Source organism: Stutzerimonas frequens (genome assembly GCF_024448335.1).
Taxonomy (GTDB): Bacteria; Pseudomonadota; Gammaproteobacteria; order Pseudomonadales; family Pseudomonadaceae; genus Stutzerimonas; species Stutzerimonas frequens.
Map to the genome: position 1 here is coordinate 406,363 of NZ_JAMOHM010000001.1, position 25,842 is coordinate 432,204.

The 25,842-nt window shown below is 60.1% G+C and carries 39 protein-coding genes; 27 read left to right on the plus strand and 12 right to left on the minus strand.

Annotation, left to right across the window (positions count from 1 at the left end; all coding sequences use genetic code 11):
* Positions 1-2: 2 nt before the first annotated feature.
* Both NAO55_RS01975 and NAO55_RS01980 read left to right on the plus strand, forming a co-directional pair.
* Positions 3-443, plus strand: a complete 441-nt coding sequence (locus NAO55_RS01975) for a phage tail protein (RefSeq protein WP_033996919.1) — start codon at positions 3-5, stop codon at positions 441-443.
* Complete coding sequence (locus NAO55_RS01980) at positions 440-1,705, plus strand: phage late control D family protein (RefSeq protein WP_102839371.1); 1,266 nt, start codon at positions 440-442, stop codon at positions 1,703-1,705. The genes NAO55_RS01975 and NAO55_RS01980 overlap by 4 nt, the downstream gene beginning before the upstream one ends.
* A gap of 15 nt (positions 1,706-1,720) precedes the next feature.
* Here the strand turns inward: NAO55_RS01980 and NAO55_RS01985 are convergent, their stop codons facing one another.
* The 4 genes from NAO55_RS01985 to NAO55_RS02000 form a co-directional block, all read right to left on the minus strand.
* Positions 1,721-1,903, minus strand: coding sequence for a hypothetical protein (locus NAO55_RS01985; protein ID WP_102839370.1), 183 nt, complete (start codon positions 1,901-1,903; stop codon positions 1,721-1,723).
* A 247-nt stretch (positions 1,904-2,150) separates the two neighbouring features.
* Positions 2,151-2,675, minus strand: coding sequence for a hypothetical protein (locus NAO55_RS01990; protein ID WP_102839369.1), 525 nt, complete (start codon positions 2,673-2,675; stop codon positions 2,151-2,153).
* A complete protein-coding gene (locus NAO55_RS01995) occupies positions 2,668-2,907 on the minus strand; it encodes a helix-turn-helix domain-containing protein (protein ID WP_102839368.1) in 240 nt (79 codons plus the stop codon). The genes NAO55_RS01990 and NAO55_RS01995 overlap by 8 nt, the downstream gene beginning before the upstream one ends.
* A gap of 12 nt (positions 2,908-2,919) precedes the next feature.
* Positions 2,920-3,246 (minus strand): transcriptional regulator, encoded by a 327-nt coding sequence (locus NAO55_RS02000; RefSeq protein WP_102839367.1) that lies wholly within the window; start codon positions 3,244-3,246, stop codon positions 2,920-2,922.
* 84 nt (positions 3,247-3,330) lie between these two features.
* Between NAO55_RS02000 and NAO55_RS02005 the strand changes: the two genes are divergently transcribed.
* The 19 genes from NAO55_RS02005 (at position 3,331) to trfA (ending at position 15,267) form a co-directional block, all read left to right on the plus strand.
* The gene (locus NAO55_RS02005) at positions 3,331-3,594 is read left to right on the plus strand and encodes a DNA-binding protein (protein ID WP_102839366.1); all 264 of its coding nucleotides are present in this window, start codon (positions 3,331-3,333) and stop codon (positions 3,592-3,594) included.
* Positions 3,595-3,623: 29 nt separating this feature from the next.
* Complete coding sequence (locus NAO55_RS02010) at positions 3,624-4,097, plus strand: YmfL family putative regulatory protein (RefSeq protein WP_180981612.1); 474 nt, start codon at positions 3,624-3,626, stop codon at positions 4,095-4,097.
* Positions 4,098-4,436, plus strand: a complete 339-nt coding sequence (locus NAO55_RS02015; RefSeq protein ID WP_369806271.1) for an ogr/Delta-like zinc finger family protein — start codon at positions 4,098-4,100, stop codon at positions 4,434-4,436.
* Positions 4,433-4,786, plus strand: a complete 354-nt coding sequence (locus NAO55_RS02020; RefSeq protein WP_102839365.1) for a hypothetical protein — start codon at positions 4,433-4,435, stop codon at positions 4,784-4,786. Before NAO55_RS02015 ends, NAO55_RS02020 begins: the two co-directional genes overlap by 4 nt.
* An 83-nt stretch (positions 4,787-4,869) precedes the next feature.
* Positions 4,870-5,103, plus strand: a complete 234-nt coding sequence (locus tag NAO55_RS02025; protein WP_033996905.1) for a hypothetical protein — start codon at positions 4,870-4,872, stop codon at positions 5,101-5,103.
* Positions 5,104-5,122: 19 nt separating this feature from the next.
* Positions 5,123-7,840: a toprim domain-containing protein gene (locus NAO55_RS02030; RefSeq protein ID WP_180981622.1), complete on the plus strand. Its 2,718-nt coding sequence runs from the start codon at positions 5,123-5,125 to the stop codon at positions 7,838-7,840.
* A gap of 44 nt (positions 7,841-7,884) precedes the next feature.
* The gene (locus NAO55_RS02035) at positions 7,885-8,028 is read left to right on the plus strand and encodes a hypothetical protein (RefSeq protein WP_155397245.1); all 144 of its coding nucleotides are present in this window, start codon (positions 7,885-7,887) and stop codon (positions 8,026-8,028) included.
* Between the two features lie 50 nt (positions 8,029-8,078).
* Positions 8,079-8,351 carry a hypothetical protein gene (locus NAO55_RS02040; protein ID WP_102839363.1) on the plus strand — a complete coding sequence of 91 codons (273 nt, stop codon included), beginning with the start codon at positions 8,079-8,081 and terminating at the stop codon, positions 8,349-8,351.
* 11 nt (positions 8,352-8,362) lie between these two features.
* Positions 8,363-8,752 carry a hypothetical protein gene (locus NAO55_RS02045; RefSeq protein ID WP_102839362.1) on the plus strand — a complete coding sequence of 130 codons (390 nt, stop codon included), beginning with the start codon at positions 8,363-8,365 and terminating at the stop codon, positions 8,750-8,752.
* A gap of 75 nt (positions 8,753-8,827) precedes the next feature.
* The gene (locus tag NAO55_RS02050) at positions 8,828-9,070 is read left to right on the plus strand and encodes a hypothetical protein (protein ID WP_102839361.1); all 243 of its coding nucleotides are present in this window, start codon (positions 8,828-8,830) and stop codon (positions 9,068-9,070) included.
* Positions 9,060-9,293, plus strand: coding sequence for a hypothetical protein (locus NAO55_RS02055; RefSeq protein ID WP_102839360.1), 234 nt, complete (start codon positions 9,060-9,062; stop codon positions 9,291-9,293). The genes NAO55_RS02050 and NAO55_RS02055 overlap by 11 nt, the downstream gene beginning before the upstream one ends.
* Complete coding sequence (locus tag NAO55_RS02060) at positions 9,290-10,150, plus strand: DNA adenine methylase (protein WP_102839359.1); 861 nt, start codon at positions 9,290-9,292, stop codon at positions 10,148-10,150. Before NAO55_RS02055 ends, NAO55_RS02060 begins: the two co-directional genes overlap by 4 nt.
* The gene (locus NAO55_RS02065; protein WP_102839358.1) at positions 10,143-10,349 is read left to right on the plus strand and encodes a DUF7696 family protein; all 207 of its coding nucleotides are present in this window, start codon (positions 10,143-10,145) and stop codon (positions 10,347-10,349) included. Before NAO55_RS02060 ends, NAO55_RS02065 begins: the two co-directional genes overlap by 8 nt.
* 78 nt (positions 10,350-10,427) lie before the next feature.
* The gene (locus tag NAO55_RS02070; RefSeq protein WP_045158069.1) at positions 10,428-10,637 is read left to right on the plus strand and encodes a DUF4224 domain-containing protein; all 210 of its coding nucleotides are present in this window, start codon (positions 10,428-10,430) and stop codon (positions 10,635-10,637) included.
* Positions 10,634-11,776, plus strand: a complete 1,143-nt coding sequence (locus tag NAO55_RS02075) for a site-specific integrase (protein ID WP_102839357.1) — start codon at positions 10,634-10,636, stop codon at positions 11,774-11,776. Before NAO55_RS02070 ends, NAO55_RS02075 begins: the two co-directional genes overlap by 4 nt.
* Before the next feature lie 330 nt (positions 11,777-12,106).
* Positions 12,107-13,324, plus strand: a complete 1,218-nt coding sequence (locus NAO55_RS02080) for a tyrosine-type recombinase/integrase (protein ID WP_102839356.1) — start codon at positions 12,107-12,109, stop codon at positions 13,322-13,324.
* Positions 13,321-14,064, plus strand: a complete 744-nt coding sequence (locus tag NAO55_RS02085; RefSeq protein WP_146030723.1) for a hypothetical protein — start codon at positions 13,321-13,323, stop codon at positions 14,062-14,064. The genes NAO55_RS02080 and NAO55_RS02085 overlap by 4 nt, the downstream gene beginning before the upstream one ends.
* Positions 14,065-14,182: 118 nt before the next feature.
* Positions 14,183-14,386 carry a helix-turn-helix transcriptional regulator gene (locus NAO55_RS02090; protein WP_102839355.1) on the plus strand — a complete coding sequence of 68 codons (204 nt, stop codon included), beginning with the start codon at positions 14,183-14,185 and terminating at the stop codon, positions 14,384-14,386.
* A gap of 14 nt (positions 14,387-14,400) precedes the next feature.
* Complete coding sequence (gene trfA, locus NAO55_RS02095; protein WP_232244590.1) at positions 14,401-15,267, plus strand: plasmid replication initiator TrfA; 867 nt, start codon at positions 14,401-14,403, stop codon at positions 15,265-15,267.
* Positions 15,268-15,522: 255 nt separating this feature from the next.
* On the opposite strand, the gene NAO55_RS02100 is transcribed toward trfA, so the two are convergent.
* Together NAO55_RS02100 and NAO55_RS02105 are read right to left on the minus strand one after the other, a co-directional pair.
* Complete coding sequence (locus tag NAO55_RS02100) at positions 15,523-16,035, minus strand: hypothetical protein (protein WP_146030722.1); 513 nt, start codon at positions 16,033-16,035, stop codon at positions 15,523-15,525.
* Between the two features lie 12 nt (positions 16,036-16,047).
* Entirely contained in the window at positions 16,048-16,971 is a 924-nt protein-coding gene (locus tag NAO55_RS02105) for a phage integrase N-terminal domain-containing protein (protein WP_102839352.1), read from the minus strand.
* 983 nt (positions 16,972-17,954) lie between these two features.
* Here NAO55_RS02105 and NAO55_RS02110 point away from each other — a divergent pair.
* The 4 genes from NAO55_RS02110 to NAO55_RS02125 all read left to right on the plus strand — a co-directional run bounded on the left by NAO55_RS02110 (position 17,955) and on the right by NAO55_RS02125 (position 21,913).
* Positions 17,955-18,278, plus strand: a complete 324-nt coding sequence (locus NAO55_RS02110) for a hypothetical protein (RefSeq protein ID WP_102839351.1) — start codon at positions 17,955-17,957, stop codon at positions 18,276-18,278.
* Positions 18,278-20,194, plus strand: a complete 1,917-nt coding sequence (locus NAO55_RS02115) for a hypothetical protein (RefSeq protein WP_102839350.1) — start codon at positions 18,278-18,280, stop codon at positions 20,192-20,194. Before NAO55_RS02110 ends, NAO55_RS02115 begins: the two co-directional genes overlap by 1 nt.
* 602 nt (positions 20,195-20,796) lie before the next feature.
* Complete coding sequence (locus NAO55_RS02120) at positions 20,797-21,012, plus strand: hypothetical protein (RefSeq protein WP_146030721.1); 216 nt, start codon at positions 20,797-20,799, stop codon at positions 21,010-21,012.
* Positions 21,013-21,094: 82 nt separating this feature from the next.
* Positions 21,095-21,913 carry a hypothetical protein gene (locus NAO55_RS02125; protein WP_102839348.1) on the plus strand — a complete coding sequence of 273 codons (819 nt, stop codon included), beginning with the start codon at positions 21,095-21,097 and terminating at the stop codon, positions 21,911-21,913.
* A 60-nt stretch (positions 21,914-21,973) separates the two neighbouring features.
* Here the strand turns inward: NAO55_RS02125 and NAO55_RS02130 are convergent, their stop codons facing one another.
* The 6 genes from NAO55_RS02130 to NAO55_RS02155 form a co-directional block, all read right to left on the minus strand.
* Positions 21,974-22,096 carry a hypothetical protein gene (locus NAO55_RS02130; protein WP_256069998.1) on the minus strand — a complete coding sequence of 41 codons (123 nt, stop codon included), beginning with the start codon at positions 22,094-22,096 and terminating at the stop codon, positions 21,974-21,976.
* A gap of 306 nt (positions 22,097-22,402) precedes the next feature.
* Positions 22,403-22,639: a hypothetical protein gene (locus NAO55_RS02135; protein WP_102839347.1), complete on the minus strand. Its 237-nt coding sequence runs from the start codon at positions 22,637-22,639 to the stop codon at positions 22,403-22,405.
* A gap of 11 nt (positions 22,640-22,650) precedes the next feature.
* The gene (locus NAO55_RS02140; protein WP_102839346.1) at positions 22,651-22,947 is read right to left on the minus strand and encodes a DUF7673 family protein; all 297 of its coding nucleotides are present in this window, start codon (positions 22,945-22,947) and stop codon (positions 22,651-22,653) included.
* Between the two features lie 32 nt (positions 22,948-22,979).
* Positions 22,980-23,258: a hypothetical protein gene (locus NAO55_RS02145; RefSeq protein WP_102839345.1), complete on the minus strand. Its 279-nt coding sequence runs from the start codon at positions 23,256-23,258 to the stop codon at positions 22,980-22,982.
* A gap of 154 nt (positions 23,259-23,412) precedes the next feature.
* On the minus strand, positions 23,413-23,610 hold the full coding sequence (locus NAO55_RS02150; protein WP_102839344.1) for a hypothetical protein: 198 nt from the start codon (positions 23,608-23,610) through the stop codon (positions 23,413-23,415).
* 247 nt (positions 23,611-23,857) lie between these two features.
* Positions 23,858-24,481, minus strand: coding sequence for a hypothetical protein (locus tag NAO55_RS02155; RefSeq protein WP_232244577.1), 624 nt, complete (start codon positions 24,479-24,481; stop codon positions 23,858-23,860).
* Between the two features lie 571 nt (positions 24,482-25,052).
* Between NAO55_RS02155 and NAO55_RS02160 the strand changes: the two genes are divergently transcribed.
* Together NAO55_RS02160 and NAO55_RS02165 are read left to right on the plus strand one after the other, a co-directional pair.
* The gene (locus NAO55_RS02160) at positions 25,053-25,301 is read left to right on the plus strand and encodes a type II toxin-antitoxin system Phd/YefM family antitoxin (protein WP_102839343.1); all 249 of its coding nucleotides are present in this window, start codon (positions 25,053-25,055) and stop codon (positions 25,299-25,301) included.
* A gap of 12 nt (positions 25,302-25,313) precedes the next feature.
* Positions 25,314-25,652 (plus strand): type II toxin-antitoxin system RelE/ParE family toxin, encoded by a 339-nt coding sequence (locus tag NAO55_RS02165; protein WP_102839342.1) that lies wholly within the window; start codon positions 25,314-25,316, stop codon positions 25,650-25,652.
* Positions 25,653-25,842: the final 190 nt, after the last annotated feature.

The window sequence follows — 25,842 nt, forward strand, 5'->3', positions numbered from 1 at the left end:
CCATGATGATGGCCCTCGGCATGTTCGTGTTCAGCCTGGAGACCCTGGCCTATCAGGAGTTCCAACGGCAGACGGACTGGCGCCACGGTTCCACCAGCCGCATCGGTACCAACCCGGCGCGCCAGTACCTCGGGCGCGGCGAGGACAGCATCACCCTGCCCGGCGTGCTGCTGCCCGGCCTGGTTGGCAGCCCGCTCAGCCTCGACACCCTGCGCATGATGGCCGACACCGGCAAGGCCTGGCCCCTGGTGCAAGGCGACGGCCGGATCTTCGGTCTGTGGGTGATCGAATCGCTCAGCGAGACGCGCACGCTGTTCTTCCGTGACGGTGCCGCGCGCCGCATCGAGTTCAACCTCAAGCTGGGCCGCATCGACGACGGCCGCGTCGATCTGCTGGGCAGCCTCACCGGCAGCGTCGGCGGCATCCTGCGGGGGTTGCTGTGAGCCTGCTCAGCCAAGCCGGCGCGCTGCTCGGTGACGCGGCCAACCGCTACCGCGAGGCGACGTCCTATCCCAAGCCGATCTGCCGCGTGGTGGTCAACGGTCGCGACATCACCCTCGACATCGAGCAGCGCCTGGTCAGCATCGAGCTGACCGACAACCGCGGCATGGAGGCCGACCAGCTCGACATCACCCTCAGCGACCACGACGGCCTGCTGGCCATCCCGCCCCGGGGCGCCACCGTGCGCCTCTGGCTGGGCTGGAGCGATACCGGCCTGGTCGACAAGGGCAGCTACACCGTCGACGAGACCGAACACAGCGGCGCGCCGGACGTGCTCAGCATCCGCGCCCGCAGCGCGGACCTGCGCGGCGGCCTCAAGGTCAAGCGCGAACGCAGCTGGGACGGTGCCACCCTGGGCGCGATCATCGCCTCGATCGCCTCCGCCCATGGCCTCGCCCCCATCGTCAGCCCGATCCTGGCGGCCATCGAGCTGCTGCACTTGGACCAGGCCAACGAGAGCGACGCCAACCTGCTCAGCCGCCTGGGCCTGCAACACGACGCCATCAGCACCGTGAAGGCCGGGCGCCTGCTGTTCATGCCGGCCGGCAAGAGCACCACCGCCAGCGGCCTGAGCCTGCCGCACGTCACCCTCACCCGGGCCGACGGCGACCAGCACCGCTTCCTGCAGGCCGACCGCGACAGCTACACCGGCGTCAAGGCGTACTACTACGAGATCAACAGCGCGGAGAAGAAGGAGGCCATCGCCGGCGGCGGCGACAACCTCAAAGAGCTGCGCCACAGCTACACCGACCAGGCTAGCGCCCTGCGCGCGGCCCGCGCCGAGTGGGGCCGCCTGCAGCGCGGTACCGCCACGCTCAGCTACATGCTGGCCAAGGGGCGCCCGGAGCTAACCCCCGACCAGACCTACAGCCTGCTCGGCATCAAGGCCGAGATCTCGGCCATCGTCTGGCTGGGCGGCAACCTGCGCCACAGCTTCACGCCGGACAGCTACACCACCAGCCTGGAGCTGGAATCCAAGCTGCCCGATGGCGATGACGTGGATCTACTGGCCGACCACGACGGCGACTACACCGGCGTCGTCGCCTGGTACCGCGAGGAGAAAACGGGCGAGCAGAAGAAACTCACCGCCGGCGACCAGACCAAGCCCAAGCGCCTGACGCACCTCTACGCGAGCAAGGCCAATGCCCAGCGGGCAGTCGATCGGGAGTGGAAGCGGTTGCAGGAAGCGCAAAAGGCCCCGTAAAGGGGCCTTCTCATGTCAGTCAGGTTTCGGTCGCACCGCCAGGGCAGAGAGCATCCGCCGCATCCAGGCTTGGTCATGCTCATCAAGGCCACGGTAGAACCGGACAATCATCCATTCCTCGGCCGTCAGCGCCACAGACTCGGGCACGCTCGCCCCGTTGACCTCTGACGCAACCGCAACAGCTACCTCGCAACTCATCTGCATACTCCGTTAATGGCAGTAAGTGTTGACCATAACGGTAGGTTCGCCCGGCTCGCCTGAATTGCGACCTTCGCCCACAGCAAAAGCACAAAAAGCCCGACGCAGGGTCGGGCTTCGTTTCATGGCTTCCGACTGATCGGCGGGGCCGGAGGAGGTGGTGGTGGTGGTGGCGGACGAACATCACCCCGCACGTTGCGCGTTGGCGGCGGAGGTGGTGGTGGCGGCTTCTGGCTCATTTCGTCTCCTATAGGCTGGGGAACTTGGCGACAGCATAGGCCACCAGAGCGGTGGCAGAGGAAAAGATCAGCGCCATATTGCAGTAGTACAGGCTCGATGACTTGCGGTCGTTGTTCACTGTCGTCAGGGACGCACAGTTCATGTAATCGGCATACAGAGCGCTTCGGATGGAGTCGGCAACGAGCCGGTCGGCATCCGTCTCTCCCGCGTAATATGCCTGCAGATCGCGGCGCCAGGCCTCCAGACTGTTCGGGGTCGATAGCGCTTGGTCCATCTTTCCGAGCAGGGCATCCGTGAAGAAGTAGGCGCCGATGATCGATAACTCCGCAGAACAGGCCGCACAGAAGCCGAAGGCAAAAGCCGCGCACCCTTCCAGCTTCTTGTAGTCCGTGGCAATGATCACTGCGTAGAAGCCCACCAAGGCCACCATCACGGCCAAGGGGATGCTCAACCGGCTGAATATCTGCTCCTTCCGCTGCTGCTCATGGAAGTAGAGCTTCTCGTAGTGCTGGAAGAGTTCGGCTTCAGTCACCAGGCGCGCTCCGCTTTCCCTTGATCACATACAGCAGGTCAATGTCGGTGCGCAGGGCGAGGGCCTGCAGGTAGCGGATGGGAATGGTGGAGGTGCCCTTCTCGTAGCGCTTCTGGATATTTACGGGCTTGCCGGCCAGGTGGCCGAGCTCATGAACCGCAAGGCCGAGGCGCTCGCGCTCTTCCTGCAGGCGGGCGCCGAACTCGGGATCGTCATCCAGGTGCAGTGGCATAGCAGCGCCTCGCTAGTGCTCGAGAGTGGCAGCCAAGGCAGAGGCTGTGCGCACCAGGTTGGCCTGCTCGCCCTCGGGCAACTGACGGAAGAAGCCCAGCAGCTTCGCTTCTCGCGCGCTGATGCTGTCAGCAGGCTGCGGCTTGCGTTCTCCAGTGATCACGTACAGCACGTCAACGCCGGCTGCCGCCACCGCGGCCAAGTACCTGCCGTCCGGGCTACCCGCTTCCTTTTCGTAGTTGATCTGCGTCGTCTTGCCCACGCCGCCGATCGCACCGAGATCGGTTTGGCTGAGTTTCAGGCGCGACCGTTCTTCCTTCAGCCGCTCGCCAATGGTCATATTTTTGAACCTCAAGCATTGACAGGTTCAAATAACTGAACCAATATCCGCTTCACATCACACGAAATCACACGAATTTGAACTATGCCGAACGGATACCCCAGCGAGCAAGCGCGCAACGCTGCGCGTGAACGCCTCAGCAAGCTCGGCCTGACCGCCAAGGAATGGGCCGAACAGAACGACATCACCCCGTCCACGGTTTACGCCGTGCTCAACGGGCAGAAGAAGTGCCTGCGCGGTGAAGCCCACCGCGCCGCCGTACTGCTCGGCATCAAGGAAGGCGTAGTAGCCGGCGACGCGCCGCGTTACGGGCGCCGCAAGACTGACTTCGCAGTGATTCCAAAGTAATGGCAAACCCCAAGGCGAGAAACGAGAAGATGAAGCACGCGATCCTCGACAGTCGGCGCAAGGTGGTCAGCGCCATCATCGCCGCTTACCCCGGCGGCCGTGACTGCGCCGCGGCCCGCCTGGGCCTGGAAATCAAGAAGTTCGACAACCACGCCTATGAGAGCGCCGGCCACCGCCCGCTGACTGACGAGCAGATCCTGCTGCTCGAACAGCAGATCGGCACGGCCTACCTGCCCGCGTACATCGCTGCTCAATACGGCGGTGTGTTCGTCCCGCTGCCGGCTGCCGAAGAGTTGGACAACATGGAGCTCTACCACCGCGCCGTGGATACCGCGAAGCGCCGCGGCCGGGTGGACCTGATCATCGCCAAGGCCCTGGAGGACGGAGCGATCGACGAAGGCGAAGCCAACGCCATCCTCGATGCCCACCGCCGCTACGTCTCCGCCCGCCACGCGGAGATAGCAGCAGTCATCGTTCTGCATACCTGCAACGACAAAAAATAAGTGCTGTACGGCCGCTGCCACGGCCGAGGGGGAAGGGATTTGAGCGTTTACAAGCTGGTATGCCCAGCGTGCGGAGAGCGGATGCGCATTCGCAACTCCGAGGGGCAAACACCGACATTCCGCACCATCTATGGCCAGTGCATGAATCTGGCCTGCGGCTTGGTGCTCACGGGCTCGATGAGCTGGGACTACCAGATCAATACCTCGGGCATGGACAAGCCGAGGGTGGTGCTGCCGATTGCGCCATCCGTGGCGAAAATGCAGGCGTTGCGTGACAGCCGGCCTGCATCCGATCAACCCGATCTGTTCGATCAGCCACTCAAGGAAGCACACGCATGAACCGCGAACCCTCTGCCAAGGATTACCGCAGCAGCATGCAGGCCGCCGCCAAGGCCTACCTCCTGCGCCATCAGGATGAGCACCTTGCCGACGATGAGCGCCTGTACGACCGCGCGTGCCGCTATTTGGTTCAAGGCCTGGACGTGCCTGCGTTCATGGCGCCGCGGCTGGTCCATCTGGCGATGACCGAACTCTCCTCCCGCGTGGGTATCGATCGCGGCCTCGGTGATGAGACCCGGCTGTGCCTGGTGCTGGTACGCACCGGGGAACGGGCCTTCATCCCCACCCGCTATCTGCCGCTGCGCCTGCAGCCACCCGCGGCACTGCCGGCTGCAGCAGCCGCGCACTGACCACTACCCCCTGAATCACCGTTACCCAGACCCGCCTGCCAGCGGGTTTGGGGAAGTTGCACCCGAAATTCGAGGTTGCCGCCATGCAACAAGCCATTGCCATCCAGCTGGACATGCCCAAGCCCGTAGCCGAGGCCCTGCTCAGCAGCCTGCGCTGCGAGCTGCGCCGTGGCCTGACCGAGCACTGGTACGACGATCGCTACCGCACCGTGCCGGAGTTCCTGCGCAGCCGCCGCATCCTCGATGACTACCCGGCCCTCGCCGGCCACAAACGCACCATCGGGGCGCTGAAAGCCGCCCTCGGCGCCAACCAGTAAGGCCAGCCACACCATGCAGATGAAAGAAACCCTACGGGCCGAGGTGCTGCGCCGCATCGAGCGCGACTTCGGCCTCCAGCACATGGGCGGCACCAACTACATGCGCAAGGGCAAATGCCCGGCGCACAACTGCGGCAAGAAAACCCTCTACACCTTCCACGACTCGCCTTGGATGCTGATCTGCGGACGTCCGGAGAAGTGTGGCCACCGCGTCCACGTGAAAGAGCTGTACGACGATCTGTTCAACGACTGGAGCAAGACCGCCCCAGCGACCGCCCAGGACCCGATGGCCACCGCCAGCGCCTACCTGCAGTTCGCCCGCGGCTTTCGCCTGGAGCTGATCGCCGGCTGGTACAGCCAGGAGAACTACTGGAGCCGCGACATCAACGCCGGCAGCGCCACCGTGCGCTTCCCGCTGGAAAAGGGCGGCTACTGGGAACGGCTGATCGACCGGCCGGAGCGCTTCGGCAAGCAGAAGGCCCGCTTCAAACCGGGCGAAAGCTACAAGGGCGTCTGGTGGTGCCCGCCGTCGCTCAACCTGGTCGAGGTCGAGGAGCTGTACATCGTCGAGGGCATCTTCGACGCCATTGCACTGCTGCACCACGACGTCCCTGCCGTCTCGATGATGAGCAGCGCGCCGCTGCCCGAGCAATCGCTCAAGGCGCTCAAGAACGCATGCCACGAAGCGGACAAGCGCCTGCCGCGCCTGGTCTGGGCGCTGGATAACGAGCCGGTCGCCAAGGCCAACATGCGCCGCTGGGCGAAGGAGGCCCGCGCCCTGGGCTTCAAGTGCGAGGCGGCTGTCATCCCGCAGCGCGGCGCCAAGAAGGTCGACTGGAACGACCTGCACCAGCGCTGGGCCTTCATCGACGGCGACGAGGAGCGCGCCAAGCGCATCGAGCTGGACTTGGCCGAGGCCCGCCACCAGGGCGCCCTGCTGCTGGCCGAGTCGGCCGAGGAAAAGGGCCTGCTCATGTACGAATGGGACGAGCGCAAGGAATTCCACTTCACCTACCGCTCGCGCCTGTACTGGTTCAACCTGGACATGGAGAAGTACGAGCGCACCGCCCGCGAGCTTGACGGCTCCGAGCACCATGACGACCAGCTGCTCAACGACAAGCAGCGCCGGGACAAGGCCTTGCGCCAGAGCGCCGCCGTGGTGCGCATCGCCAACTGCTACTTCGACGCGCTGTATTACATGCGCAACGAGGTGACCGACGAGGCCTGGTACTACTTCCGCGTCGAGCGGCCCGAAGCGCCCACCATCAAGAGCACCTTTACCGCGGCGCAGATCGCCTCGGCGCCGGAGTTCAAGAAGCGCCTGCTCAACGTCTGCAACGGGGCCATGTTCACCGGCACGCCGCAGCAGCTGGAGCGCATGCTTGGCTACCAGCTCGACAGCCTCAAGACCGTCAACACCATCGACTGGATCGGCTACACCCGCGAGCACGGCGTCTATGTGTTCAACGATCTGGCGATCGCCGGCGGCAAGGTGCACAAGCTCAACGAGGAAGATTTCTTCGACGTCGGCTCCCTGAGCATCAAGTCGCAGAGCCTGTCACCGGTGCTGCACATCAACGCCAACCTGGCCGACTACGACGAAGCGTGGTTCGACCTGTTCTGGCGCTGCTTTGGCGTGCGCGGCGCGGTGGTGCTGGCCTGGTGGCTGGGCGCGCTGTACGCCGAGCAGATCCGCCAGCTGCACAAGTCCTACCTGTTCCTGGAGCTGATCGGCGAGGCCGGCGCGGGCAAGACCACGCTGGTGGAGCTGCTCTGGAAACTCACCGGCCGCACCGAATACGAAGGCTTCGACCCGTCCAAGGCGACCCCGGCCAGCCGCGCGCGCAACTTCGCCCAGGTGGGCAACCTGCCGGTGGTGCTGATCGAGTCCGAGCGCGAGCAGAAGGAAGGCGCGCCGGTTAAACACTTCGACTGGGACGAACTCAAGACCGCCTACAACGGCCGCAGCGTTCGCTCCACCGGTGTGAAGAACAACGGCAACGACACCCGCGAACCGCCGTTCCGCGGTGCCCTGCTGATCGCGCAGAACAACGCCGTCAACGCCTCCGAGCCGATCCTCCAGCGCCTGGGCCATGTGCACCTGACCCGCGAGCACCAGACCCCGGAAACCAAGCTCCACGCCGAGCGCCTGGAGCGCATGCCGGTCGAGCAGCTCAGCGGCTTCATGGTCAAGGCGCTGAAGCCCGAGGCGCAGGTGATGAAGCTCCTGGACGAACGCACCTCCGGCTACGAGCAGCAGCTGCTGGCCCTGCCGGGCATCCGCACCGTGCGGATCGCCAAGAACCACGCCCAGCTGCGCAGCCTGGTGGACGCCCTGCAGCTGGTCGTGCCGCTCAGCGATGAGCGCGCGGCCCAGGTGCACGCCGAGGTGGAGCGCATGGCACAGGAGCGGCAGCAGGCCATCAACGCTGACCACCCGCTCGTGCGCGAATTCTGGGACATGGTCGAGTTCCTCAACGGCCCTCTGAACGAACCCGGCGGCCGGCTGAACCACTCCCGCAAGTCGGCCTTCTTCGCCATCAACCTCAACGAGTTCGTCGAGATGGCGGCCAACAAGCGGCAGCAGCTCCCGAACCTCAGCGAGCTCAAGCGCCTGCTCAAGACCAGCAAGTCGCCGAAGTTCATCGAGACCAACAAACCGATCAACTCGAACATCGCCACCGACGGGCTGAACAACGCCAAGACCGTCCGTTGCTGGCTGTTCCAGCTCGTTTAACCCGCCGGCGCGGCAACGCCGGTACCAACCCAAGGAGAAGCACCATGCCAATGAACGACAACGACGACCTCTACAGCCCCAGCCGCCGCGAAACCCTGCTCACCCTGCTGGGCAGCGGCGTGACCCTGGCGGTACTGCTCGCGGCCGGCTACCTCGCCCCCAACCTGCTGGCCCTGGCGGCCCGCTAACCCCAACGCCCAGGCGCGGCAACGCCTGGGCCTTACCAAGGAGAAGCACCATGCAACTGAACGTAGAACGCGGCGCCCCGATGACCGGCAAGACCATCCGCCTGCGGCAGAAAGCCCGCGAGGCCGGGCAGGACGAGCACCAGATCATCCACGGCAACGCCTACGACCTTGCCGACCTGGAGCTGCTCGTGCGCCACCGCATCGGCCGCGGCGCCAGGGTCATCTGCATCGACGAGTGCAGCGAGGAGCAGATCGATCGCCTGACAGCCCTGCAGCGGCGGCTGCCGTCCGAACTGACCATCCACGCCGTTGTGGCGAACTGAGGAACAGCACCATGCAAGTGAGCGAAAAGCTTCGAGACCTCGACCTGCTGTTCACCTTCGAGGATCTGGCCAAGGAGAAGGGCTGGCCGGTCGAGCGCAACGACCAGGACAACGCATTTGCTGATGCCCTGACCCAGCGCGCATGGGAGGCATTCGAGGCCGCGCATGGTCCGCACGGCCGCAAGGAAGGCCAGCAGCTCTACGCCGAGATCAAGAAGTCCAGCAAGTACGCCCACCAGGCCGAGTGGTGCCGCACCCAGGGCTACGGCTACCCGTTCAAGGTGCGCATCGTGTTCGACACGGACGGCTACTCGGTGAAAGGAGGCGTCGGCGGGCAGTACCGCCTCGAGGACGTGAATCTGTACGTCCTCCAGGACGGCAAGAAGATCCGCGTTCGGTAACCCACCCCCCAGAAACAAGAAGGCCCCGGTGAGCGGCAACTCACCAGGGCCAGACCGACCCCAAGGAGAAGCACCATGCAAGTGAACCCCCAGGAAGCCAGCGGAGCGAAGGCTAGCACTACCCGGGCACGCCCGACCATGTCCAGCCACCGGCTGGACCTGCCCAGCATCTGCGACATCTGCAACAAGGCCCGCTCCACCCGCAAGCATGCTGCCTGCAGCCGCATCCGCCAGCAGCGCAAGCAGGAAGAGTGGGCCAGCTACATGGGCAACCTCACCGCCAAGAAAGCCCAGGGAGGCCGCCGTTATGCCCGTTGAAATCCGCACCCGTTTCACCACCGGCACCTACGTGGCCACCGTGCGCGGCGAGAAACGTACCGCCAGCAATACCATCAGCGCCTGGCAGGCCGCCGAAGCCATGGCCCGCAAGCTGGGCCTAGATCCGGCGCTGCTGCGCGAGACCCAGCGGGATCTGCTGCGCGATGGAGTGGAGTTGTTCGTGCATCCTGGGGAAGCGCAGTCGAAGGAGGTGACGGCATGACCATCACGGCGCCCGTCATCCGCTACCACGGCGGCAAGTTTCGCCTGGCACCCTGGGTGATCGAGCACTTTCCGCCACACCTGGTATACGTCGAGCCTTTCGGCGGCGCCGCCGGCGTACTGATGCAGAAGCCGCGCAGTCATGGCGAGGTCTACAACGACCTCGACGGCGACATCGTCAACCTGTTCCGCGTACTGCAGAACAGCAGCATGCGCGAAGCGTTGACAGAGCTCCTGGTGCTGACGCCCTATGCTCGAGAAGAGTTCGAGCAGTCCTGGATCTTCACAGACGAGCCGGTAGAGCGCGCGCGACGCACCATCATCCGCGCCCAGATGGGCTTCGGCTCTGCCGGAGCCAGCAAGGGAACCACGGGCTTCCGCATCGACTGCTACCGCCAGTACGGCACCGCGCAGCAACTGTGGGCGCGCTACCCTGAACAGCTGGCCACCTTCGGCCAGCGCCTTGCAGGCGTGCTGATCGAGAACCGCCCGGCGATCGACATCATGCTCGCGCACGACTCACCGCAGGCGCTGCACTATGTAGACCCGCCCTATATGCACGACACCCGCGTGCGGGGCGCGCAGAAGGGGCGTTACTACCGGCACGAACTGGACAACGGACAGCACGCCGAGCTGCTCGACATGCTGAGCACGCTGCAGGGCATGGTCGTGCTGAGCGGCTACCCCAGCGACCTATATGCCGAGCGCCTCGAGGGCTGGGCGATGAACACCACCTCGGCTCGCATCAGTGCCGGCCGGGGCGGCGATACCCGCACCGAATGTCTGTGGCTGAACCCGGCTTGCATGAACGCGCTGCACTCAAGGGGGCTGCCGCTGGAGGAGGTGGCAAATGCCTGAGCAAGACAGCAGCCAGATCAGGCTGGAATGCGAGGCCAGAACTTGGCTTCGCAAGGGCTACACCACGGCAGAGCGCATCACCGAACTCACCGCGCTGATCGCCAAACATCGAGGCGCCGCCGGCGCCGCAAAGCTGATCGAGGAGATGCGCCGGCAATGGGCTTGCCGTAGCGAGTGGCTGGGAGGGCGGCATGGCTAGCGGACCGAGGCGAGAAGGCCGGAGCCCCAATTCTCGGCGATGGCCACCGGCCAGCAGCAGTAAACTGGAGGCCCGCCCATGAGCGAAGCCTCCAGCGTGTTGACCTTCGACGACCTCAAGCGCATCACCGGCTACGCCCGCCGGGCCGACGTGGAGCGGGCCCTGCACGAGCAGGGCATCCGCCTGTTCCGCGGCCGCACTGGGCCGTGGACCACCGTGGATCTGATCAACCAGGCCGGCGGGCTGAAAGCCGGCAACCAGGAGCAGTACGGCGTCGATATCCTATGAGGCGATCGAGGAAGCACAACCCCCACATCCCACCGCACATTGATCAGGCCGCTATCCCAGCGGCCGTTTTCTTTGATCACCGCGGCAAAGGCAGCTGGTACACCCTGCACCGCGACGAAGCCGGCCGGCAGCGCCGGCAGAACATCGCCAACAGCACAGCCACGCTCGGCGAGCTGCACCGCATCATGGAAGTGCGCAACGGCGTCGACCGGGAAAGCCTCAACTTCCTGTGCCGCGAGTACCACGACAGCGCCAAGTTCAAGCGGCTGGCTCCCAAGACCCAGGAGAGCTACAGCTGGTCGCGCGACGTCCTGGTCAACATCCCCACCAAGCTCGGCAAGCCCCTCGGCGAGCTGGCCGTGCGCAAGTTCACCCCTGCTCTGATCCAGCGGCTCATCGATCGGATCGCCGACGAGGGCACGCCGTCGAAGGCGGCACACGCGCTGCGGTACCTGCGGCTGGTGATGCAGTGGGGCCGTAACCGCGGCTATCTGGACAGCAACCCCGCCATGGGCATCGAGGCGCCGGTAGAGCGCAAGCAGCGCCGCCTGCCGTCGCTCGAAGTGATGCAACGCCTGATCGACCGCGCCCGCGAGCTGGGCCAGCTGAAACGCGGGCAGAAAGATGCGGTGCCGCCACACCTGAGCTACGTCATGGAGCTTGCCTACCTGTGCCGGCTGCGCGGCATCGAGGTCGTCACCCTCACCGACGCCAACGAGCTGCCCGAGGGCATCCTCACCAACCGGCGCAAGGGCAGCCGCGACAACGTGGTCACCTGGACGCCGCGCCTGCGCGCCGCCTGGGATGCCGCGAAGGCGCGACGCGCCCAGGTGTGGAAAGCCCGGGGCACAGCGGTGCCAGTCCTCCCGGAGAAGCGCTTCATCATCACCGCCGACCACGGCGGGCCGCTGGGCAAGTCCGGCCTGGACACCGCCTGGAACCGCTTCATGCGTAACGCGATCGCGGCCGGCGTCATCACGGCGGAGCAGCGCTTCGGCCTGCACGACCTCAAGCGCCGCGGCATCACCGACACCCCTGGTACCCGGGCCGACAAGCAGGAAGCCAGCGGCCACCGCGACGAGTCCATGCTCGACATCTACGACCTGAGCGTCCCGAAGGTCGCCCCCTCCGCTCTCTGATCCCACGAAACCTGCGTAACAAGCGCGCCGGGCTCCGCAAGGAATCCGGCCGCTAGCGCTGCGCTTACGTAACAAGCCCGCACCTAAGTGCCTGACCAGCAACCCGAAAAGGGTTTTCTTGTAATCAGTAGGTCCCGGGTTCGACTCCTGGTGCCGGCACCATCAAAACGTTTCATGCAGTGCCAAGCAGTGTCGTGAACACCCCAAAAAGCCCGCCTAGTGCGGGCTTTTTGTTTCATGCAGTGCCATCAAGTGCCATCCAAGCGCTTGCCATTTGAGTACCCACACAAGTACCTTTGATTGGTTCAATAATCTTTGGGTACTCGACTGATGCCACTGACCGTCCTGCAGGTGAAGAACGCCGCGCCACGCGACAAGGATTACGGCCTTGCCGATGGAGGCGGATTATTTCTGTGGATTCGTGCCGCTGGAGGAAAATCCTGGCGATTCCGCTTCCGCCTGGACGGTAAGCAGTCCCACATTTCCCTGGGCACCTTCGACAAGGTGACACTGGCACAAGCCCGCCAGCTGGCCTCTGAGGCACGCCAACTCGTAGCACAAGGCAAACATCCAGGGCTTGAACGTGAGACCAAGAGAGCGCAGGCGGCAATAGCCCGAGCTAATACCTTCAAGGCACTGGCGCTGGAATGGCATCAGCACAAAGCACCTCGATGGTCGGCGGGATACTCCAGCGACGTTTTGGAAGCCTTCGAGCGTGACATCTTCCCCCAAGTGGGAAGCCTGCCCCTCGCCACCATCAAGCCAATGCAATGGCTGCAAGTCTTCCGCAGGATCGAGGCACGGGGAGCGCTTGAGGTCCTACGCAAGACGCGCCAGCGCTGCCAAGAGGTGTACCGATATGCAATCGCTACTGGCCGAGCTGAGTACAACCCAATAGCGGATATTGGTGGCGCATTACAGACGCCTACCTCAAAACACTATCCCTTCTTGCCCATTACAGAGCTTCCGGAGCTGTTGCGCTCCATCCAGGCCTGCCCAGGTAACGACACCGTCAAGGTTGCCACTCGCCTTTTGATTCTTACGGGGGTACGAACGGCTGAACTGAGGGGGGCTCCTTGGTCGGAGTTTGACCTCGATAAAGCGCTCTGGCTGATTCCCGCTGAGCGCATGAAGATGCGCCGCGCTCACCTGATCCCACTCTCCAAGCAGGCGGTGGCAGCACTGCGTGAGCTGGAAAGCATCACTGGTGGCTACACGCTCGCGTTTCCTGGCCGTATCGATCCAGCAAAGCCAATGAGCGAGGCCGCCATCAACCAACTACTGAAGCGCTCTGGCTACGACGGGCGCGCCACAGGTCATGGATTCCGTCACACGATGTCCACCACTCTGCACGAGCAGGGCTATCCCAGCGAGTGGGTAGAAACCCAGTTGGCGCATGTGGACAAGAACAGTATTCGCGGCACCTACAATCATGCCCAGTATCTGGAGGGACGGCGAGAAATGCTTCAGTGGTATGCCGATCATTTGGATGCTTTGCCTTGCAACAGCACCGTATTTTCCGCCGACAGACGGGAGCACGCTGTATGAATGATGATGTAATTCGTATATCTGATCTGGTGAAGGAGTGCGCTGGTTACTACGAAATAGATGATCAGGAAGCTGCACACATTCTGCATGAGCTGTTTAATGAATTATTCTTAGAGTACAGCGTGCGCCAGGGGAAAGTTGCTCTTCCCAGCAATATATTTTGGGTCGGTCGACCTGACGGACCACAACGATCAATCAGGACTTACAAGCTTTTTTTTGAAGGGCTATTAGAATATTTAAACCTTTTCAGCGACCCGCTATCCAACCATGACAATTATTCAATTCGCTCATATTGCGAAAGCGATTCCACAGGCAAAAACATCCCGATAAATTTTATATACTTATCTAGAATCGCTCTTGGCAATTGGATCTTGGATGCAGGTACTCAACCCCCACCCTATATATTGAGCGGGGGCACAAGCAAACGAGCCAGCAAGAAAAACAAAGAACCGACACTTAAAGAGAATGAGCTAGCAACCGTTAGCAGAATCACAAATGGATTACTTGATTTGATTAAAGCGGTTGATAAGGCTCACTCAGAGGCACCACTCACGAAACAAGACAAAGACCGTCTCCGAGACATCAAACGCGGTGTCGCTCTCCTCAACAATCCGCCGCGAATTAATTTTGATCGGTACAACCACATTATTTTGCTAGCAAAGGATGCTGGCGTCGAAATGCGCTGCGACCCTAAAACGCTGAGAAGATATATGCGCCCCAAATCCAATGATAACGATTGAAATCTCATAGCAAAAAACTCGGGAAAACCCATGAGAATTCGGGAATTCCCATGACTCCTCGCTTGAGGTGTCATTGAATCCCTAGCCATCTAATCCGGTCCCAAGGAGCGCCGTCCAGATGGCTAGTCAACCTGTCTCCCCCCTGCTGCTTCGCCTTCCCAGTGTCTGTGCACTGGTGGGGCTGAGCAAATCTCAAATCTATCGAATGATTCGGGCGGGCGAGTTCCCTACGGGTATTTCGCTCGGCGCGAACTCTGTGGCATGGCCTGCCGAGCAGGTGCATGCCTGGGTAGCAGAAAAAATCAGCGCATCCGTTCGTTAACGATGCCTGCAAATATGCCACTCCCTAGTCGCATTTTTGACAGACTAGAAGAAAACCAAAAGCGCTCTCGCACTAAATCACAAGAGATTGAGGTCGAGAATTTTCGTAGCTTACTGCCGAACTGGCCAGACTCAGTTCGGCGCACCCCGAACGTTGCTCTTCGTTCAGCACTGTTTGGAGCAGTCAGTAAGGGATACCGCCCATACTTTGAACGAGTAAAGATTAACGCTCTCGGCGGAATCAGCATAATTTATACTGGAGCCCTACTTGATCAGGGTGATTTGGATGTCTGGGAAACTGTACTGCACTTGGCTCGAACGCAAGAACTAGGATCAGAGTGTCGGGTAACCGCCTACCGACTGTTAAAAGAACTTGGCAAAACCGATACAGGAAAGAACCGAGCGATCTTAGATCGGCACCTCAGCAGGATGAGCGCGACCGCCTTACAAGTTCGAGTAGGCGAGCATTCGTATGAGGGCAGCCTGATTCACGAGGTCTACCGTGATCATGAGACGCGGACTTATGTCATTCGATTGAACCCCAATCTCCGCGTCCTGTTTCTTGCTGACCAGTTCACTGATGTAGATTGGGCTGTCCGGCAAGAGCTGCATGGACGACCGCTTGCGCAATGGCTGCATGGCTTCTATGCGTCGCACGCAAGACCATACGATATGAGGATCGAAACTTTACATCGGCTATGTGGAAGCCGAGCAACCTCCTTATCTGACTTCAAAAAAGACTTGCGCCGGGCACTGGACTCTGTGGAAGAAGCACGCGACGCAGCAGGGCAGCCTTTTAGCTATTCAATAGAGGGGAGCCTGGTACGAGTCAAAACCACTCCTAGCCCATCTCAGCGGCGGCACCTGACCAGTAAGCGCTGATACCGTTCCAGCCCCCCCGTGATGCCGTTCTAGCCCCCCCGACTACCGTTCCAGCACTCCGGAGATACCGTTCCAGCACCCCTGTAGATACCGTTCCTGCACTCCAAACATGAGGCATTGATATCGGCCTGCAGCCCAGAAGGAATCTGCTGTGCAGGGATTTTTGCTAGAGCCAGTAATCTGTTTTTAATCATATTTAATCGCTAGCCGTCTGGCTGCGAACATCTAGCGGCTTTAGTCGCATGCTGATCGGGTCTAATTCACTGCGGTGGTGCGTTCTGCCCGGAGGGCATGTCTCACCGCTACAGCTGTTTCATCGGTGCCGACCGCCCAAGATTCCATCAATACGTTTAGCTGATCGATCCTGCTCTGCATGGACTTGCTGCGCGCTTGGGCTCTAGACACAGCGCTCAGAGCCTCATCACGATCCTGATCAGCAATGGAGAGAATTCCCCGGAGATTGTCCATCTCGTAGCGATGGTTTCTTTCTGTCGCGGCCAGCTTCTCTAGATGTTGTTGTTCGATTACCTCTGCCTCATCACGGTGCTCCCGAATCAGGGCCTTTTGTCGAGCCACACTGGCCTCCAGCGTGGCCTCGATCCGCGATCTCGCTTTTTTCCCTTCGATAAGCAGTAGCACCAGTAAAGCATTCGCTATCAGGAGCGCGCCGATCACGAACAGCAAGCAACTGCTGATCCAGCTGGGGTCAGTGTTCGGATTCAAAATAAGCGCACCTCGACATCCTAAGTTTGAAAAACCAATTTCCAAGGGAAGCCATCCTCATCGCCCAAGGTAATGCGTGGACACGTCCTCACGGGAATGCCCCAGCTCTTCGACAACGGCTAGGCGTGCAAAGCGATCCAGCTCCCAGTTCTGGGCTCTGAGATTCCCTCCCTCAACAGGGGAGCGACTACCCGAATAGTGGGCATAGCGCTCGTTGGCGAACGCATGACGCAGACCATGTGAAGTCACGCCAAGCTGAGCTTTGGTCAGCCCTGCCTTGGCAACAATTCGGCTGTAGTGTCCAAGCGCCTGTTTCAACGACTTGCTTGGATCGGCCGTGCTTGCCGTACGGCGATCAGCAAAGGTTTTAGCTCGGTCAATCAGCTCTCGTCGTTCTGGTGTATCAATCGGCACCGTACGATCCCTGCCGCCTTTTGTGCCGATGCTGACGGCCAGATAGCTGCCCTTGTCCGCCAGATGAGGGCGCAGCATGACCGACTCCTTGACCCGGAGACCAAACCGAAGCTGCAGCTCCACCTGGAGCGCGACACGTTCATCCAGGGAGCGTAGGTCATCGAGCTTTTTCGTAACGCTCACGCCGTTTGCCTCCCAACCCTTGTCCTGGGTGTTAATCGACGTTCTGGCGGCCTCATGATTCGGGAAATAGCGCTCAGCGCTCTCGACCATGCCCTCCTTGCCAATCCAGGAGGCAAATGTCCTCAGGGTGGAAAGGCGATTCTGCAGAGTCGAGGAGGAAAGCCCCTTGCTCAGCCAGTGCTTGGTCAGTGCTTCTACATGGCGGCCTTTGAGCTGCCTGACATCGCCCAGCTTGTAGCCCATCTCTCTCAGGTCTGTGAACGCCTGGTAGAGGACGGTTGCGCGCTTGTGCTGCGTCTCGTGACTGGCGACTGTCCCATCTGATGCCTTGATACCGTTGTGCTCCTTGAGCACAGATGCCAGTGAAGATTTCCAGCCGGCCATAACTGCTCCTGGTGTCTCTGATTTGGGGGAAGTGCGCGTATGGAGATACGTGAAAGCGAACTTGCTGCCTTGAGCACCATTTCTGGCACACAGGACACCCCTAGAGGGCGGACAACCCGATCTGGGTTCCGGCCAGCCTGCTGGGCTGGTTTTGCATCGTTGATAAGGACTTGCGGTCTGGCTAACCCTGTCGCGTCATCATCGAGCCGCGAGCAATGCTCAAGCGTGCAGCGATGAAGAACGCGTCGAGGCTCCAATAACGCAAGCTCGCACCTCGATGCGGCTACTACGGTTTCGCAACGTGCGCTCCAGGACTCCAATCCTCCTGGCCGTTACGTGGTATGTGCCAGTGAGGCGAGTGCGGTTTGCACCCACGACCACTGTCTGCCCCCGCTGGCAGGCCACACCCTTGGGCGGGAAGCGCTAAGCGCTCCGTGTGGATCATCATCACTACATCCCGCTCGATCCGAGATCCCAAGCCGAGCGTTTGAACCACCTCCATCGTTGATTGGAACCTATCCATCCAACGACCCAGGGGCGTTGGAACGGACGCCCTTGGTCTGTTGTTGCAGGCCAGGCTGATGACAGCCTCAACCCACGTTGACCCTTTCGCGTCTGCGATGACGCAGATAGCTAGAGGGCGGTTGCTCCAGAGAAACGAACAACCCTTAGCACGAGACTCGGTTCTAGCGAGTTTCGCCCTGCCGGGCTCATCAGTCGTGCGCGAAAAATTTCCTTCACCTGCAGCGATCATTTTTCGAGAAGCCGCGAGCCCCGTTCAACCGAACCTGATGCAGTTGCTGCGGCCCACTCTCTTTTCTGGCCTTCGGCTCAGAAAAGAGAGTGGGCGTCACGACCACCCACAACTCCTCAACTCCCAACAGGCGAAATGAGGAGTTGTTGCAAGTGCATGGAGTTCAGTGGAGGCGCAGGCGGGTGGCCGTTAGGCTCGGTGGGTGTGAGTCAATTGGGGGGAGCCCACTATGAAGATCGACCAAATCACCATCGGATTGGACTGGCTCCATGAGAGGTTGCCTAGAGCGTCACTGTGGACATTCCGCACCGCTGCGGTGTTGCTCGCTATTGGAATGATCCATATCGCCGCAGCAGCCATGAATGACGGCTACACAGCTAGAGTTCTGGAGCAATACGCACGAGCAGAGGCTGAGCGCTCGATCCTCGCCCTACCACTAGGCCATATCCTGGGCAGTGTGGGGGTGATCATGTTGTGGCTGTGGGTGCCTATGATTCTGACCCGCCTCCTCCTCGGTCTGCGTGCGCGCCTATGGCGTCGGGCAGGTCAGTGATGAGCACTGCGACGGCAGAAAATTTCGCGGGATTCAACTGGGTTTTTGCGCTGTGGGATAGCGCTGCATTAACGATCATTGCTGCCACCGAGCCGGTGTTTATGGTGCTACACCAGTTCAGTACGGCACTAATAGTTGTGGTGGGTTTTGCGTGGTGTTTTTTGATTGCCCTGCGGGTTCGCGAGGGAATTGCTGGTGTCCTGGCTGGCGGGCTTCTGATTTTCGCGTTGGTGCTGCCGTATCTCATGAAGCCTGCGGCGGTCCAGCTCCCCAGCGGCGCCACTGTGCAGATGGTGGAGGCTCAGGCGCTGACGCTCAAATTTGTCATGTCGGCGCACAGAATTTTCCAGTCTCTTATTGAGCCGGTGCTGAATACGCACTCGGCGGCAGGGACAATCGTGCCGGCTCAGGCTGCGATTGACGATATCGTTGGGCGATCGGCAGACGTGTTTGCCGGCAGTGATCTGGCTCAGCTCATACGCGACTACAACGCCAGCTGTGTTCCCCACACCAACAATCTGACTGGACCAGAGCGTGCCACCAAGATCGAGGCCCTGCATTCCATTGGATTGCTCGGCGGGGGCGGACTGGGCATTCCAGATCAGGAAATTAGCCTGATTTCCCAGGCGCGTACGGCTCTCTCTGCTTCCTGGACATTTGTGTCCGGTGGTTGGGCCACGTATTTCCTGGGAGGCGGTGAAGCCCGCAAAGGATTGGAGCGGGTGTTGGATCAACGAGCCATGCAGACCAGGCGTGAGGAAGGCCTGCGTATGCTCGAACACGTCGGACCGTTCATGGGAGGACGCTACAAGCTCCCGGCGCAGGACTTTTGGGCCGCTAAATTCTCGGGCAAATCGGAGGCTCAGCCTACGTACTTGCCGATCAGCCTGATACCTAGCCAGAAACGTGTCGTGGTCGCCCCCGCCGAATTCGAGGAAATCCATTTTCAGCCCTCCAGCTGCGTCGAGGCCTATCGGGTGGCCCAGCTCGGAGCTGAGCAGGCCTACCAAGCGCTGCGCGAGTCGGGTGAGGTCATCGCGGGTGGCCAGCGCGTTAGTGCAGAGGTTGGTGCGGTTAGTACGGCGGTTGCCTGGCAGAGGTTTATGGCTCGGTCGCTACAGCACACAACCGACCTTTCGGCTGAGGGAAGTGAGGTAGCCGGGGGCATTCTGGCCAGCGCTCAAATGTTCAAAAATTTCAAAGGCTGGCTCGATCTGCAGACGCTTCTACCTGGGTACGTAATTTTGGCGGCTTGGGTTTTCTGGATTGTTCTGTTACTTGCGCCGTTGTTCCTGCTACTAGTTCCGTTGCGGGGAGGGCAGATAATCGCTCAGTGGCTGGCGCTTCTATTGCTGCCTGTGGTTGGGGTGATGGTGGCCCAGATTGTGAATTTTGGGGCGTCCATGGTCATGGCTGCTGTAGCGGTTGGTCAGGCCGGCGCAGCCAGCGGGTGGACGGGGGCTGGAGCTGACTACGACGCGTTGCGCGGGATGATGACGGGACTGGCTACGGGCGTCCTTGGTTTCGCAACGTGGATCACCGGCAGCATGCTGGGCGTTTCGCTGAGCGGGTTGACCGGGAGTTTGTCGGGGGCGGTTGCGACAGCCAGTGAGGCGGGTGCCTTCGTATCTAAGGCTGTTGGGATGGCCATGTTGGTAGGGCGTCTGGGCCGAATGGGAGGCGCAGCCAATGTGAGCCGGCGTAGCCCAGGTAGCGAGTCAGGCGGACAGACCGCTTCTCGAAATTCTGCTGGTGTCGCAGGTACTAGCAGGGCTCCATCGCCAACACGTATAGTTATGACGCAATTCACTCCGGCAGGCTCTCGAAACAGAAGGCTAGGTGGAGCGAACGCAAAGGGGTCGCAGTCGCTTAATCCGCCCAAGAAGCCAACCCCGCCTACCACACCAAGTATCTAGTTTCGGGCAAGAGGGACGGCGCCGACCGTCCTGGTGCCGGCGATGACGTCACGTGAGTGGGGCACGTCGGCACGGCCCAACCCCTACCAGAAAAACTCATAAAACCCTCAGCAACCCCACGTTTTCCTGTGGTCGGCATTTGCGGCGCTCAGGAATGACGCTGTCGAATTCTGCATTCCCACTGACCCGGCGCTGAATATGCACCGTCAAACCTTTGCTACCCCCTAGACCTGCTCTCCCCGGCCACTGATAAACCCACAAAAACCACTGAGAAATAACCGTCATTCATCTTCGCGTAGTCGCGTTTCTTCTGGGTACCACGGCCGTTCTCCCTGGTATCGCGCGACGCCCTCAATTCCCAGTACGGCAACCGACGATTTTTCCTGACTGCTCGATGACACGCGTCTCCCTCGGGGTAGCGTTCCAGCTGTCATGAGCAGAGGTTTTCGTTATGGGAAGGTTGCTGGTGGGTTTTATGTGTTTTGGTGGAGGGTTCTGGCTGGGCTCTTATCGAGTGGTACCGCTGTGGGCTATCGGCTTACTCATCTTTTTGGCGGCTGCCCTGTTGGGCGTGGTGGAGTGGCTGGAGCAGCGGGAGGGGCATGACGATGATGCAGGCTGACCTGGATGAATTGATGGTTGTCAGCTGCCTATTCCCTGGCATGCAGTGGGCAGCCTCCGAGGCGCGACCTGTGCTCATCGGCAGAGACGGCAACATTCTGCGTCTGTACTGGATGCCGGTACTGCTATGGCTGGATGAATGCTGCGCCGCGCTTTTCATTGAGCAGCTCAATCGCAAGGGGTGTGCGTCAGCTTAATGAATGGTGGCAAAATGACGCCAATTTGCAGATGCAAATCCCAGCCTGCCGAAAGGCGATAGAAAACCAATGGAAGGACGCTATGCGTACGATGCTTAAGTTTGCTGCAGCCGTTGTCACTGGAACTTTCCTTTCTGGCTGCGGCGGAGAGGACTTCACTGGGGCTTACCGATTCAAAGATTCCAGCATGAACGGGACCATGGTTCTCAATGTTCATGGTGATGAAGCAGAACTCTTTGGAGACCTCGGAAAAGACGGTATCAAACCGCTCGGAAAAATGAAGGCATCGGTAAAAGATGAAAAGCTTCTTCTTGATGCCGTGAACAGCTCTACCCGCCTTGTGATGCGCCGTAACGTCGATGAACGAAGCCTTGACTGCCTTAACTGCAAGGTACTCGGCATGAGAACGGATGAGCATGTTTGGAAATATGACCCTGAGGGGCCGTATGACGTAGATCAGATGCTCAAAGAGCAAGCCCGCAAGAACCAGGAAGCATTAAATGCCGAACTGGAGAAAATGCAGAAGGAGGCTCTAGAGCAGGCACGCAGGAAATCAGAAGCCCCGAAGCTGACGCCTTATGAAGGCGATTGGGTCTATCAACGCACCACGAAGCACGATCCGTTGACCATCATGGGTATCTGGCGCGAGAAACAGATCAGGGTCTGGTCGTTCAAGTTCGAAAGTATGGATCGCCTGGGGTACGAGACTCCCGGGTTTGAGGTGACAGATGCTGGCTTGAAGATCGGCGCAGATTCCGACACGAATCTGTACACCCTCAGCGCTGACAAAAACGTACTGACCTGCATCGACTGTAGTAAGCCGGTGCGTTGGGCCAAGGCAGACCCCCAAAAGGACCTCAGTGATCGTCACTACGCCCGTAAGATGGCTGGGAACCCATGACGCCCTGACAGCAACCTTCCTTGTGAGCGGCGAGTGCCCAATGGCACTCGCCTGCCGTAGCTAGATCAATCCAAACCACAGTGGCAGATGGGGGAGTTGCAGCAGCGCCACCATGACGATGGTGGCTCCCCAAGCGCCCTCCAGTTTCCACTCCCATTTCAGCTCGATCCGTACATTCTTCATCGTTTCTCTCCTGATCTTTATCACGGTAAATGGCGTTGGTGCCGTCCGTGCGTTGGCCATGTTCTGGTGCGTTTGCGCGTGCCAGAAGCTGCCATTTCCAAAAAAACATGCCACCGGGAAAACCCAAGTGGTGTGTTGAGGATGATGAAGACGTGATCGAGAAGGCGCTCTATCTGCACCCTGTAGCGGGCCACGTTACAACCTGCGGAAAGGCGAAGTACCTTTTTTCCGTGCCACCAGCCCGAGGTCGAGCTGCGCTGTGTTTTTTTCGCGGACGCGAAAATCCAGGATGACAGCCCCTGCGGCTTACAGCTCGACGCTGAATTCTCGAATCCCAATCCCGGAAGCGAAACGCTCCACGGCGGTCAGGCTGGCCCAGATGCGCACGGGTTCACGCCGTGAGCGCACGGGTAGCCAGGTGGCGCCGAGGCGTGTGGCTAGTGTCCAGCCATCCCCGCCTGGCCCACGTGTGGCCCGGAATTCACGGGCGGCGCCGGTCTCGATCAGCGCTTGCAGGGTGTCCTGGTCGATGGCTTTACGCATGATTGAGCCGTCTATAGAAGCGGAGTGTGAGCGCGCCACTGCTGCCAGAGCGCCTCGAACGTATCGCCATAACCCAGCTCGTCCGGGTACGCCCTGTTACGAGCGACCCAGGTGATCAGGCGCAGGCTGTCGGCGACCAGGGCGTCATCGATGGCCCATAAGCTGGTGGGGTCGAACCCTCCGCTTTCGCAGGTGTTGAGCCAGGCCAACAGCAGGTCGGCAACGTGGCGGCTTTGGCCGGTTTCGCCCTGGGCGACAGCGATCAGGCGTTCAAGGGCGGCGCGGGTATCCAAGTCCATCGTGGCCATCAGGCACCTCTGTTCAAGTCGTTAGCGGAGCACTATAGCCAGCCGGCAGAGTGTCCTTGGTTGAGGCGCTGGCTCAGTGCGTGGCCCTGTTCCGGCGACAGTGTTCCGGCGACCACCAGCCCACCGAGGAAGCCGTTCAGCTGATTGCGCGTCATCGGATGGCGGCTGTGGTTCAGAGTCTCCCAGCGGTATTCCTCGACCTGGGGGCGTAGCAGGGGCAACTGGTTGTCGGGATCGGCCAGGGCGACCAGGTCATCGAAGAACTGATTGGCGGCGGTGATCGCCGCGGAGTCTTTCAGGGGTTCGTACACGGAGCATCCTCGGCGTATGGTCAGGCACTGCGTAAAACCAGCAGTGCTGCCGATGGTAGGGTTCTGGTAGCCAGGGCGCAGCAAAAAGCCCGCCAGAGCGGGCTTTGCTGTGGGGGTCTATTTAACTTTCTCTCCGTTATGCGCAGTCGGCGGCTTACATATTGAGCGGGACTGATGTTGCTCGACCTGGACTCTTCTTGCCCAGGACGTAGCAGACACAGGTGAACTGCGGCGACGTCTGCGGATTGGTTACCGAAGTGATCGCGAGCAGCTTCCAGCCATCCTTGATGGCCTTGTTGGCGTCCTGCAGGGAATACGCCTCAAAAACAACATCTGCTTCGTGCAGTTGCATAGGTACTGCTCCTGTTGGTAAAGAAAGGAGACCCGCTTTCAAGGCGGGTCTCTTTCATTGCTACACTATGGTCGCTGAGCTTGGTTCGCAGCCTCACTCAGCAGTGGTTGATGGTTTGCCACGGCCCTGACCAGGTTAAGACTTCGTAGCTCGATCTGGTCATGGGCCTTCTATTTTGGGGCACCTGATGGGCAAGCCTGCATCAGATGCCCGCATACTCTTCTTTTGAACATTTTTACTTCCCCCTCTAGGCCTCGGCCTTGGCCGGCGTGGTTGTTGCTGTCGATGTTGTAGGTGTTGCAGCAGTCGCGGCGGCCTGGGCAGCGCGCTGAGCTTCCCAGAACTGTCGAACGGCCTCGATCTCGCCGAAGGCACCGACCTCGATTAGACGGTCAATGAAGCGGCCATATAGACCTTCCTGGATCAAACCAGAGGCCTTCATCCACTCAAGCGCTGCGTTGGGATTCATGAGCAGGACATAGTGGAATTCGCCGGATGCGCCGGGTTTCGTCTGGATGAAGTTCAGTTCACGCAGCCTTTTCATCCGCCGGCGCCAAGTATCGACAGCCCGCTCACCAAGGAATCCGGCCTCGGCGGCGAACGTCGAGGGGTTCTCGATGGTGATCACCGGATGATCGGGAGAGCGAGCCCACAAGCAGAACAAGGTGTGCCCCGCTGGCTGGCCTTTCGACTGCATGTCGATCGCTTGCATGGCAATCGGCAAGGTACGTGGAACAGTGGTGTAGCCATCATTTGTCTTGCGGTGCCACACCCATGGAGCCGCGCAGCCTGGGAAGTGGACATTCATCAACTGTTGGGCACGCTCGGCCATTTTCATGCGCTTTGCCGAGGACTGCTTTCCATTCGCCATATGGGAACCTGCTCGTGAATCATTGCTGTTGAGGCCAGTCTCGGCGAAAAATTGAGAGGTCGCAATGATTAGATTAAGGCATCTCAGACACCTTATTCGTATAGGCCAAGCCCATTACTTACATCTACAAAATTCGTGATAAAGCATGTATACACTCACATGTGTTGCGCCAAATCACGCACACTTATGAAACTAAAGCCTTTTAAAACAGTGCCTTGTAAATTTTTATTGTGCTCTGCGTCCTCGCGTTCTCGTCTTACTCAAATGTGCTCTTTGTGCTCGCGGGATTCTTAAGGGGCGTGGGATAGCCCTTGGATAAGCCCTGAATGCGCCTAGCTATCTGACGAGCGGTAGGCTTTGGCAAGGAGAATCACAGGACCTTGCCAGGCAAAACAAATTAATTGACATGCAACTATAAGCATGATCCAAGAAAGGTCTTGATTTGGTCTGAATTTAGGCTATACTAGGTCGTGACGGTTTAATCCGTCTGTTTGATATGGATGTGCCCGCATGTGCGGGCGTTTAGGCGTCGCAGCTGGCCTGCGCCGCCACAAGTGAGGAGGTTCAACTCATGAGGGTTGAAACGATTAGCTATTTGAAACGACACGCTGCCGATCTGGATCTCGATGAGCCCATGGTCGTCACGCAGAACGGTGTACCAGCCTATGTCGTGGAGTCTTACGCCGACCGTAAGCGCCGCGACGAAGCCATCGCCCTGGTGAAACTGCTCGCAATTGGTTCTCGCGAGTACGCCCAAGGCAAGCACTGCTCCGCTGACGAACTGAAGGCCCGCCTGGCCAGGAGGTTTGCCCAACACTAACTAGGAGAATAAATGACAACATTCGACGTACGCTTCACTGATTCCGCTTCCCAAAGCATCGAAGACCAGATTCACCATCTGGCCGTTTACCAAGGCACAGAAGCCGCCCTTGCGAAAGTCAACTCGCTGGTAGATGTCATCACAGACAAGCTAAGGTCCACTCCAATGGGCTACCCAGTCAGCCAGCAGGCGAGCGAGCTGGGAATCATCCAATACCGCGAACTTAATACTGACGGTTATCGAGTCTTCTATGAGATTTATGATTCCGACATCGCGGTTGAGCTGGTCATCAGGCAGAAGCAGAGCGTCGAACAGGCACTGATCCGCTACTGCTTGCTGAATCCTCTGTAGACGGTGGCTTGACTCAAACGTTAAAGAGCCTCGGCAATAGGGGTTGGCGCTCAAGGGTGGGCGGCGTCGGTATAGAGCTTGCGGGACTTTGATGAGTACCTATTTGAGTACCCTTCTACTTTGTGACACTCACTGAAGTCCATATTTATAGAGCCTGTATCCGTCAGATTACACTCCTGGTGCCGGCACC